The 12328-nt window shown below is 62.3% G+C and carries 4 protein-coding genes; all 4 read right to left on the bottom strand.

Annotated elements, in window-relative coordinates; translation table 11 throughout:
* Nucleotides 1-139 precede the first annotated feature (139 nt).
* Nucleotides 140-2194 (bottom strand): FAD-dependent oxidoreductase, encoded by a 2055-nt coding sequence (locus IVB22_RS01700; protein ID WP_247515594.1) that lies wholly within the window; start codon nt 2192-2194, stop codon nt 140-142.
* 246 nt (nt 2195-2440) lie between these two features.
* The gene (locus tag IVB22_RS01695; protein WP_247515593.1) at nt 2441-3484 is read right to left on the bottom strand and encodes a helix-turn-helix transcriptional regulator; all 1044 of its coding nucleotides are present in this window, start codon (nt 3482-3484) and stop codon (nt 2441-2443) included.
* A 204-nt stretch (nt 3485-3688) separates the two neighbouring features.
* On the bottom strand, nt 3689-7888 hold the full coding sequence (rpoC, locus tag IVB22_RS01690) for a DNA-directed RNA polymerase subunit beta' (protein WP_247515592.1): 4200 nt from the start codon (nt 7886-7888) through the stop codon (nt 3689-3691).
* Between the two features lie 149 nt (nt 7889-8037).
* Nucleotides 8038-12156: a DNA-directed RNA polymerase subunit beta gene (gene rpoB / locus IVB22_RS01685; RefSeq protein WP_247515591.1), complete on the bottom strand. Its 4119-nt coding sequence runs from the start codon at nt 12154-12156 to the stop codon at nt 8038-8040.
* Nucleotides 12157-12328 lie beyond the last annotated feature (172 nt).

The raw sequence follows: 12328 nt of genomic DNA, 5'->3' as shown, positions 1-12328 counted from the left end.
CTGACCGCAATCGAACGCGGCAGCGGCGAGCGCTACCCGCCAAGGATTCTATGCGATCGGGATGAATTCGGCAAACATTTGGCGCGACGGACTCTGATCCATCAGTCCCCGTCGCGCCTCAATACAACCGGTCGGACCTTCAATCGTCCGCTTCGACCTTGTCGAAGAACGAATAGCGCAGGCTGTCGGCGTCGGCGTACCACTGCCCCGGCCCCTTATTGGCAGCCAGCGTCGCCGCCCACACCGCATCGGTGCAGTCGCGGCGGTGCATCGAGAGGTCGAATCCGTTGCCGAAGAACCATTCAGACCATTCCCACCAGGTGCCGAGCTTCTTCACGCCGCGCAACAGGTCGTAACGGTCGATCAGTGCGGGAGCCATGTCCGACGTCACAGACCCGAACACCAGTCCGGTCTTCACGACGCGGTTGAGTTCGCGCACCGCCCGCAGGACCTGCTTTTCGGCGACATGACACAGGCTCGTCTCGAACACGAAATCGAATTCGTCGTCCTTGAACGGCATATCGGCGATGGAGCCGAGCTTGTTGTACTTTTTCAGCGCCTTCGGCGTTTTGGCGTGGATCGCCTTGTTGTTTTCGATACCCCAGGCATCGATGCCGCGCTCGCGCAGCGCGCCGACCAGTTCGCCGCTGGCGGAGCCGGCGACGAGCAGCTTGTAGCCCCTGGCCCTGTTCCAGACGATCTTGATCAGGTCCATCAGATAGGTCGGATCGGTAAACCGGCTCCAAGCCTCGCTGTAGGGCCCGACGCCACGGTAATTCTCGAAATAGCTGCGGTCGATCTTGTCGGACGATACCGTGCCCTGTTGTGCACGGGCGCGGCGCAGCCGCATCATCTCGGTCAGAATGATATCGGTGGCGGCGTCGGAGGAATCGAGCAGACCGTTCAGCGTCGAATCGAACAGATAGTCGCCGACCACGACGATCCCCGGATGCTGCTTCGGCTCCGGCCGGTGGTTGGTCATGACGTCACGCACCGGCAGGCCGCCTGGCAGCGCATTCACCGATGACAGCCAGCGGTGGATCTTGCCTTCCAGGAAATGATCGCGGGCGTTGCCGAGCGAAGCCGGCAGCGACTTGAGCGCGGCGTCGATCAGTTCCTGATCGCTAAGATTGGCAAACGCCAGCGCGTCCGAGCCGGCGATCAGCCAGTTGAGCACGCCGTGCTTGCCGACGTCGTGGCGGGCGCCCTCGTTGTAAACGCAGCAGCCGCCGAACGCTTCCGACATGAACCAGGCACCGGAGATCTTCTCGCCCCAGAACGGCTCGTCGAACAGGATCGAAACCCGAAGATAATGCGCCGGACGGTCGAAATAGGCGACGTGCTTGACCATCGACTTGCGCAGTTCTTCGCCATCCCAGCGCATGGTGCCGAGCCAGGAATGCGGCAGGCACATCAGCACCAGATCGAAATCCCGTGTCTCCGGCCCCTTTCCGTTCATCATATTGAGCTGATAGCGGCCAGAGTCGGTCTTGCCGACCTTGAGCACGCGATGGCTGAGCTGGATGTCGGCATCGACTTCCGAGCGCAGGCACTCGATCAACTGTTCGTTGCCGTTCTGGATCGAGTACAGGCCGATATAGCCGTCGACGTCCATCACGAAGTTCTTCAGCGCATTCAGGCCATTGGTACTGTGGCTTTCGGTCGCGATATCAGAGCGCGCCATCACCTTGAAAAAGCGCTTGGCGATGGGATCGTCGACTTCCTCGTCGAGCACTTCCTCGCAGGTCATGTAGGCCCAGGGGTGCTCGTTATCGTGGGCGCCGACGCCTTCGTAATATTCGATCGGCGACACCAGGTCGGAACAACGCTTGCGGAACGCTTCGATCGCGGCGGCGGTCTTCTCACCATACCTGCGGCGCATGCCCGGCACGTCGTTGAGCAGTTCACCGTCGAGGTGCACCTGCTCGGCATCCATCGGTATCGTCTGCAGGCCGAAATGCTGGATCAGTTCCCGCAGCGGATCCGGGCCGGTCATCGAATAATCGTAGATTTCGGCGACGCCTGCCTCGTACATCGCCGGCGCGGAATCGAATTTGCGCGAGACGATCTTGCCCCCGACTCTGTCGGATGCCTCGTAGATCGTGACGCGGCAGAGATCGCCGAGCTTTTTCTTCAAATACCAGGCGCTCATCAGCCCGCCCGGGCCGCCGCCTACGATTGCCAGATCCAACATGTCTTTTCCGTCGCCCTCCGGCCCCCCTGCCTTCTGGAAGCAGCCGGTCTAAACCGCAAGCAAAAGCGCTTTTCACCCTGAAGGGAAGATGAACAAAGCAAGTCCTCGCAACGCAGCAATGAAAGAAAGCAGCAAAATGGCCGGCTTGTGCCGGCCATTTGTCTTCGCACCGTATTCTTGCGGAAGCCCTATTCCGCCGGCAAGTAGGCCCAGAGAGTCCGCCTCCGCAACCGTGGGCGCGGTTGTCTAATCGCGATGGAACGCCTTGCCGGCGAGCAGGCTGACCAGCTCCTGCTGGCGTGAAAGGCCGGTCTTGGACAGCACGGCCTTGAGCTGGCTGCGCACCGTCTCTCGATTGACGCCTGTCGCGTCGGCAAGCGTATCAACGGTTTCGGCCTGGCCGATGCCCCGCGCCACGCGCGCTTCCGCCGGTGTCAGGTCGAACAGGCCTTGCAGGACCTCCGCGGTCGGCACCGCGGCGCGATCGACCGGCGTCACCACCAGCAGCGCGGTGGCCTGCGTGAAGATATCGCGCGCGGAACCGCGTACGGGGATGACATGCAGCACCATCGGCACGTGGCCGACCGTCGCGGCGACCGGTATGGATTTCACGATCCGGCTACCGGCAAGAGGCAGCGCGCCGAGCGCTTCGGCGAGCAGCGCATCCGCCGCAACGTCCGTCATCATCACGCGCTGGGCGCGATCCTGAAACAGCGAAGGCATCAGCGCATCGAACAGGCCGTTTGTCGCGAACACCTGGCCGGGCCCGCGCAGCACCGCGCCCGGCAGACCCAGCGCCTGCAATGCATCCACCTGGGCAAGTGCGCGCTCGAAGCCAAGGCGGTTTGCCGCAAGGGAGGCCCGGGCCAGATGCGGCCGCAGTCCATCCAGCAGATTGACGACCTCTTGCGGCACCGGGCCGTGATCCTGATGCCGTGGCAGGACGATTGCGATTGAATCGCCGATCGGCATCGGGATGAGCGTTCCGGCCCGGTAGCCGATGCCGTGCTTGCGGTAAAAATTGCAATAGACTTCGTTGGTCGCAATCTCCTCCTCCGAGAGGAGGTCGTGGTCGGTGACGAAGCCTGCACGATTCAGGGCGATGGCGCGCGGCAGATTTGGATCGCGTTCGCTCCATCCGTCTCTCAAGAAAACAGGCATCAGCTGGTCATATTCGACAGAATTGACCGCGCTTACGTAGCCGTCCCGCACACCGAACAGAAAGCCGCCGTTGCCGCCGACCGCTGCACCGAGTTCACCAAGCAGAGCTGGCCAAAGCGAAGGGACCAAGCCAGCTTCATAAATGCGGTCGATCAGACGTTCTGAATCAATTGATGCGTTCATGTGAATCGAGGGGACCGCCAACATAGACATCACGTCGTGACTGGGTAGCACGTATCACCCTTATGGGTGAAGCAGGGGGCACGCCGTTGAAAAAAAGCAAAAGCCGGCTTCACAGCCGGCTTTCTTATTGGTCGGGACCTGACGGAACCCTTACTCCGCCGGCGGCAATGCCAGCGGTTCCGCTTCCGGGGCCGTCGGCACGATCGTCGCCTGCTTCTCGCGCTCGTCGAGGATCAGCTTGTCGCGCTTGACCGCGACTTCGCGGATCTTGGCCATTGAAGCGCCGGTGCCCGCCGGGATCAGCCGGCCGACAATGACGTTCTCCTTGAGGCCTTCCAGCGGATCCACCTTGCCGTTGACGGCGGCTTCGGTGAGCACGCGGGTGGTCTCCTGGAACGAGGCCGCCGAGAAGAACGAGCGGGTCTGCAGGCTCGCCTTGGTGATGCCGAGCAGAACCGGCGTTCCCGTGGCGGGCTTCTTGCCCTCTTCCTTGGCCTTGACGTTGAGCGCGTCGAACTCGATCTTGTCGACCTGCTCGCCCGAGATCATGTCGGTGTCGCCCTGGTCAGTGACCTCGACCTTCTGCAGCATCTGACGGACAATCACCTCGATGTGCTTGTCGTTGATGAGCACGCCCTGCAGCCGGTAGACTTCCTGGATTTCGTTGACCAGATAGGCAGCGAGTTCCTCGATGCCCTTGATCGCCAGGATGTCGTGCGGCGCCGGATTGCCTTCGACGATGAAATCGCCCTTTTCGACGATGTCGCCGTCCTGCAGATGGATGTGCTTGCCCTTCGGGATCAGGTACTCTCTGGTCTCCTCGGTCTTGTCCATCGGCTCGATCGAGATGCGGCGCTTGTTCTTGTAGTCGCGGCCGAAACGGATCGTGCCCGCGATTTCCGCGATGATCGCCGCGTCCTTTGGCTTGCGGGCCTCGAACAGTTCGGCCACCCGCGGCAGACCGCCGGTGATGTCGCGCGTCTTGGCGCTTTCGGTGGAGATACGCGCCAGGATGTCGCCGGCCTTGACCTTGGCACCGACGTCGACCGACAGAATGCCGTCGACCGACAGCATGTAGCGGGCATCGCCGCCACGTGCGAGCTTCAGCACCTTGCCGTCCTTGCCCTTGACGACGATGGCCGGGCGCAGATCCGCCCCGCCCCGCGACGCACGCCAGTCGATGACGACGCGCTTGGCGATACCGGTGGATTCGTCCAGCGTTTCCGAGATCGACTGGCCTTCGACCAGATCCTCGAACCCGATGGTGCCTTCGACTTCGGTGAGAACCGGCCGCGAGTACGGATCCCACTCCGCGATGCGCTGGCCGCGCTTGACCATATCGCCTTCATCGACGTGCACGCGCGCGCCGTACTGAATGCGGTGGGTCGCACGCTCGGTGCCGTCGGCATCGGTGATCGCAAACACCATGTTGCGAACCATCGCGACCAAATGACCTTCGCTGTTCCTGGCGATGGCCTTGTTCTTGATGGTCACCTTGCCGTCGAAGTTCGACTCCACGAACGACTGCTCGTTGATCTGCGCCGCGCCGCCGATGTGGAACGTGCGCATCGTCAGCTGCGTGCCGGGTTCACCGATCGACTGCGCGGCGATGACGCCGACCGCTTCGCCGTGGTTGACCGGCGTGCCGCGGGCCAAGTCGCGGCCGTAGCACTTGCCGCAGATGCCGTTGACCAGTTCGCAGGTCAGCGCCGAACGGATCTTCACTTCCTGGATGCCGGCCTGCTGGATGGCGTCGACATGCGTCTCTTCCATCAGCGTGCCGCGCTTGACCACGACCTTGTTGGTTGCGGGATCGCGCAGGTCCTCGCCCGTGGTGCGGCCGAGGATACGCGACGCCAGCGAAGCGACGACCGTTCCGGCATCGACGATGGCGCGCATCTTGATGCCGAGCTTGGTGCCGCAATCGTCCTGCGTGATGATGCAGTCCTGCGCCACGTCGACCAGACGGCGGGTCAGGTAACCGGAGTTCGCGGTCTTCAACGCGGTGTCCGCGAGGCCCTTGCGGGCGCCGTGGGTCGAGTTGAAGTATTCGAGCACCGACAGACCTTCCTTGAAGTTGGAAATGATCGGCGTCTCGATGATTTCACCCGACGGCTTCGCCATCAGGCCGCGCATACCGGCGAGCTGACGCATCTGGGCCGGCGAACCGCGCGCGCCCGAATGCGCCATCATGTAGATCGAGTTGATGTCGGCGTCGGCGCCCTTCGGCGTCTTCTTGGTCGAGGAGATTTCCTTCATCATCTCCTTGGCGATTTCTTCGGTCGCCTTCGACCAGGCGTCGACCACCTTGTTGTACTTCTCGCCATGGGTGATCAGGCCGTCATTGTACTGCTGCTCGAAGTCCTTCGCCAGCGTACGGGTGGTGTCGACGATCTTCCACTTTGAGTGCGGCACGACCATGTCGTCCTTGCCGAACGAGATGCCGGCCTTGAACGCGTTGTAGAAGCCGAGCGCCATGATGCGGTCGCAGAAGATCACCGTCTCCTTCTGACCGCAGTGACGGTAGACCTGGTCGATCACGCCGGAGATTTCGCGCTTGGTCATCAGCTTGTTGATGATGTCGTACGAGATCTTCTGGTTCTTCGGCAGCAAGGTGCCGAGCATGACGCGGCCCGCGGTGGTTTCGATCCAGCGCCTGGTGGTCTTGCCGGTTTCGTCGGTGCCCTCCCACCGGTACTTGATCTTGGTGTGGAGGTGGATGACCTTCGAATGCAGCGCGTGCTCGAGTTCGGCCATGTCGCCGAAGATCTTGCCCTCGCCGGGCAGGCCCTCGCGCATGATCGACACGTAGTAGAGGCCGAGCACGATGTCCTGCGACGGCACGATGATCGGCTGGCCGTTCGCCGGATGCAGGATGTTGTTGGTCGACATCATCAGGACGCGCGCTTCAAGCTGCGCTTCCAGCGACAGCGGAACGTGCACGGCCATCTGGTCGCCGTCGAAGTCAGCGTTGAACGCGGCGCAAACCAGCGGATGGAGCTGGATCGCCTTGCCTTCGATCAGGACCGGCTCGAACGCCTGAATGCCGAGGCGATGCAGCGTCGGCGCGCGGTTCAAGAGCACCGGATGCTCGCGGATCACCTCGTCCAGGATATCCCAGACCTCGGGACGCTCCTTTTCGACGAGCTTCTTCGCCTGCTTCACGGTGGTGGACAGACCCTTGGCGTCGAGCCGCGAATAGATGAACGGCTTGAACAGTTCGAGCGCCATCTTCTTCGGCAGGCCGCACTGATGCAGCCGCAGCTCGGGACCGACCACGATCACGGAGCGGCCCGAATAGTCGACGCGCTTGCCGAGCAGGTTCTGCCGGAAGCGGCCCTGCTTGCCCTTGAGCATGTCGGCCAGCGACTTCAGCGGACGCTTGTTGGCGCCGGTGATGACGCGGCCGCGGCGGCCGTTGTCGAACAGCGCGTCGACGGCCTCCTGCAGCATGCGCTTTTCGTTGCGGATGATGATGTCGGGCGCGCGCAGCTCCATCAGCCGCTTCAGGCGGTTGTTGCGGTTGATGACGCGGCGGTAGAGGTCGTTGAGGTCGGACGTCGCAAAGCGGCCGCCGTCGAGCGGCACCAGCGGACGCAGGTCCGGCGGAATCACCGGCACCACGGTCAGGATCATCCACTCCGGCTTGTTGCCGGAATAGCGGAAGGCCTCGACGATCTTCAGCCGCTTGGCGAGCTTCTTGTGCTTGATGTCGGATTCGGTCTCGTGCATTTCCGCGCGCAGGGACTGCTCGAGCTTTTCGAGCTCAAGCCCCTTCAACAGCTCGCGGATCGCTTCGGCGCCGATCATGGCGGTGAAGGAATCCTGGCCGTATTCGTCTTGCGCCTTCAGGTACTCGTCTTCCGAGAGCAACTGACGGTCCTTGAGCGCGGTCAGGCCGGGCTCGAGCACGACGTAATATTCGAAGTACAGGATCCGCTCGAGATCCTTCAGCGTCATGTCGAGCAGAAGGCCGATGCGGGACGGCAGCGACTTCAGGAACCAGATGTGCGCAACGGGCGCTGCCAGTTCGATATGGCCCATGCGCTCGCGCCGGACGCGCGACAGCGTCACTTCGACCGAGCACTTTTCGCAGATGATGCCCTTGTACTTCATCCGCTTGTACTTGCCGCACAAGCATTCGTAGTCCTTGATCGGCCCGAAGATGCGGGCGCAGAACAGGCCGTCGCGCTCCGGCTTGAAGGTCCGGTAGTTGATGGTCTCCGGCTTTTTGATCTCGCCGTAGGACCAGGACAGAATCTTCTCCGGGGACGCAATCGAGATCCGGATCTGGTCGAAGACCTGGGCCGGGGTCGTCGGATTGAAGAGATTCATAATTTCTTGGTTCATCGTCTTCTCCTCGCGTGCCGATCGTCACCGGCAGCAAATTCGAAATTCTTCTTTGGCCCGCGCCCGCTCAACGTCCGAGCGGAGCGCGAATGTCCGGCCCATCTGCGAAGTTGCCTTCGCGCTTTGGGTCGGACATGGAATCTTTGCCGTTACTCGGCCGCCTCGGACGTCGGCGCCGGTCCCACCTTGGAATTGTGCAGGTCGACGTTGAGGCCGAGCGAGCGCATTTCCTTGACCAGCACGTTGAACGATTCCGGAATACCTGCCTCGAACGTGTCGTCGCCGCGCACGATCGCCTCGTACACCTTGGTACGGCCGGCGACGTCGTCCGACTTCACGGTCAGCATTTCCTGCAGCGTGTAGGCTGCGCCGTAAGCTTCCAGCGCCCACACCTCCATTTCGCCGAAACGCTGGCCGCCGAACTGCGCCTTGCCGCCCAGCGGCTGCTGGGTGACGAGCGAGTACGGACCGATCGAACGCGCGTGGATCTTGTCGTCGACCAGATGGTGCAGCTTGAGCATGTAGATGTAGCCCACCGTCACCTTGCGATCGAAGGCATCGCCGGTGCGACCGTCATAGACGGTCGACTGGCCGGAGGCGTCGAAGCCCGCGAGCTTCAGCATCTCCTCGATGTCGGCTTCCTTGGCGCCGTCGAACACCGGCGTCGCGATCGGCACGCCGTGGCTCAGGTTCTTGCCAAGCTCCATCAACTCACCGTCGTTCAGCGTCTTGATGGTTTCATCGTCGCCATAGATCTTCTTCAGGGTCTCGCGCAGCGGCTTGAGATCCTGCTTCTGATAATAGCTGTCGATGGTCTGGCCGATGCGCTTGCCGAGGCCTGCACAGGCCCAGCCGAGATGCGTCTCCAGAATCTGGCCGACATTCATGCGCGAGGGCACGCCGAGCGGATTGAGCACGATGTCCGCGTGCGTACCGTCCTCGAGGAACGGCATGTCCTCGATCGGAACGATCTTGGACACCACGCCCTTGTTGCCGTGACGGCCGGCCATCTTGTCGCCGGGCTGGATCTTGCGCTTCACCGCGACGAAGACCTTGACCATCTTCATCACGCCGGGCGGCAATTCGTCACCACGCTGCAGCTTTTCGACCTTGTCGAGGAAGCGCTGTTCAAGGCCCTTCTTCGATTCGTCGTACTGCTTCCGCATCGCCTCGATTTCGCTCATCAGCTTGTCGTTCGGCGAAGCAAACATCCACCACTGCGACTTCGGGTACTCCTCGAGCACGGCGCGCGTGATCTTGGTGTCCTTCTTGAAGCCCTTGGGACCCGCGATGCCCTGGCGGTTTTCCAGCAGTTCCGCGAGGCGGCCGTAGACGTTGCGGTCGAGGATCGCCTGTTCGTCGTCGCGGTCCTTGGCCAGACGCTCGATCTCTTCCCGCTCGATCGCCAACGCACGCTCGTCCTTGTCGACGCCGTGACGGTTGAACACGCGCACTTCCACGATCGTGCCCTGCACGCCCGGGGGCACGCGGAGCGAGGTATCGCGGACGTCGGAAGCCTTTTCGCCGAAGATGGCGCGCAGGAGCTTTTCTTCCGGCGTCATCGGGCTTTCGCCCTTCGGCGTGATCTTGCCGACCAGGATGTCGCCGGCGCGGACTTCGGCGCCGATATAGACGATGCCGGCTTCGTCGAGGTTCTTCAGTGCTTCTTCCGAGACGTTCGGAATGTCGCGGGTGATTTCCTCAGGTCCGAGCTTGGTGTCGCGGGCCATCACCTCGAATTCCTCGATGTGGATCGAGGTGAAGACGTCGTCCTTCACGATTCTTTCGGAGAGCAGGATCGAGTCTTCGAAGTTGTAGCCGTTCCACGGCATGAACGCGACCAGCACGTTGCGGCCAAGCGCGAGCTCGCCGAGATCGGTCGAGGGACCGTCGGCAATGATGTCGCCCTTCCTGACAATGTCGCCGACCTTCACCAGCGGACGCTGGTTGATGCAGGTCGACTGGTTGGAGCGCTGGTACTTCATCAGCCGGTAAATATCGACGCCCGACTTGGTGGGATCGAGATCTTCGGTGGCGCGGATCACGACGCGGGTGGCGTCGATCTGGTCGATCACGCCCGAACGGCGGGCCGCGATCGCAGCCCCCGAGTCGCGGGCGACCACGCCTTCCATGCCGGTGCCGACGAACGGCGCCTCGGCGCGAACCAGCGGCACCGCCTGGCGCTGCATGTTCGAGCCCATCAGCGCGCGGTTGGCGTCGTCGTTCTCGAGGAACGGGATCAGCGCCGCGGCCACCGAAACGAGCTGCTTCGGCGACACGTCCATATAGTCGACCTTGTCGGGCGTGATCGGCAGCACTTCGCCGGCGTGACGGCAGACGATCAGGTCTTCGGTGAAGCGGCCCTTGGCGTCGAGCGGTACGTTGGCCTGCGCAACGCGATAACGGCCCTCCTCCATCGCCGAGAGATACACGACCTCGTCGGTGACGCGGCCGTCCTTTACCTTGCGATAAGGCGTTTCGACGAAGCCGTACTTGTTGACGCGCGCAAACGTCGCCAGCGAGTTGATCAGGCCGATGTTCGGACCTTCCGGCGTCTCGATCGGGCAGATGCGGCCGTAATGCGTCGGATGCACGTCGCGCACCTCGAAACCGGCACGCTCGCGGGTCAGACCGCCCGGTCCAAGCGCCGAGAGACGGCGCTTGTGGGTGATCTCCGACAGCGGGTTGGTCTGGTCCATGAACTGCGAGAGCTGCGACGAGCCGAAGAACTCGCGCACCGCGGCAGCCGCCGGCTTGGCGTTGATCAGGTCCTGCGGCATCACGGTGTCGATATCGACACTGGACATGCGCTCCTTGATCGCGCGCTCCATGCGCAGCAGGCCGATGCGGTACTGGTTCTCCATCAACTCACCGACCGAACGCACGCGGCGGTTGCCGAGATGGTCGATGTCGTCGATCTCGCCCTTGCCGTCGCGCAGGTCGACCAGCGTCTTGATGACGGCCAGGATGTCTTCCTTGCGCAGCGTGCGATGGGTGTCGGGCGCGTCGAGTTCGAGGCGCATGTTCATCTTGACGCGGCCGACCGCGGACAGGTCGTAGCGCTCAGAGTCGAAGAACAGCGACTGGAACATGGTCTGGGCCGAGTCGATGGTCGGCGGCTCACCCGGACGCATCACGCGGTAGATATCGAACAGCGCGTCTTCACGCGTCATGTTCTTGTCGGCATGCAGCGTGTTGCGGATATAGGCGCCGACATTGACGTGGTCGATGTCGAGCAGCGGCAGTTCCTTGTAGCCCTGCTCGTTGAGTGCCTTCAGCGACTTCTCGGTGAGCTCCTCGCCGGCTTCGGCGTAGATTTCACCGGTCTTCGGATTGACGAGATCCTCGGCGAGATAGTTGCCGACCAGCTCTTCATCCGACAGGCGCAGCGCCTTGAGGCCCTTCTCCTGCAACTGGCGCGCCGCGCGCACCGTCAGTTTCTTGCCGGCCTCGAGCACGACCTTGCCGGTATCGGCGTCGATCAGATCGTTGATGGTCGAGTAGCCGCGGAAGCGGGCGGCGTCGAACGGCACGCGCCAGCCTTCCTTGGCGCGCTTGAAATTGATCTTCTTGTAGAAGGTCGACAGGATCGTCTCGCCGTCGAGACCGAGCGCGTACATCAGTGAGGTCACGGGGATCTTGCGGCGGCGGTCGATGCGCGCGAACACGATGTCCTTGGCGTCGAACTCGATGTCGAGCCAGGAACCGCGATACGGAATCACGCGCGCGGCAAACAGCAGCTTGCCGGACGAATGGGTCTTGCCCTTGTCGTGGTCGAAGAACACGCCGGGCGAACGGTGCATCTGCGAGACGATGACGCGCTCGGTGCCGTTGACGACGAAGGTGCCGTTCATAGTCATGAGCGGGATATCGCCCATGTAGACGTCCTGCTCCTTGATGTCCTTCACGGACTTGGCGCCGGTTTCCTCGTCGATATCGAACACGATCAGGCGCAGCGTCACCTTGAGCGGCGCAGCATAGGTCATGCCGCGCTGGCGGCACTCATCGACGTCGTATTTCGGCGGCTCGAATTCGTAGCGGACGAATTCCAGCATCGAGGTGCCCGAGAAATCCGAGATAGGGAACACCGAGCGGAACACCGCCTGCAGTCCCTCGTCCAGCCGGCCGCCGACCGGCTCCTCGACCATCAGGAACTGGTCGTAGGACGCCTTCTGAACCTCGATAAGGTTCGGCATCTCGGCGACTTCCTTGATGTGTCCGAAAAACTTGCGAACGCGTTTGCGACCGGTAAATGTCTGCTGCGCCATCGTGGCCTCTCATTTTCGTCGCCCTTGTGGACGAACCTTCCGAAGCGCGACTGCCATCGCCCCCGGGTTGAATTTCGAATCGCTCAAAAGGAACAAAGCTCAATTTCAGGAATTAAGTCCTGAACCCGCACTTTAGACCTTCAAAACGCAAAACGACGCGCGGGGCGCATGA

The sequence above is a fragment of the Bradyrhizobium sp. 190 genome (genome assembly GCF_023073415.1).
Taxonomy (GTDB): Bacteria; Pseudomonadota; Alphaproteobacteria; order Rhizobiales; family Xanthobacteraceae; genus Bradyrhizobium.
The sequence above is the reverse complement of the archived record's forward strand: the minus strand, read 5'-3'. Positions and strand labels throughout refer to the sequence as shown.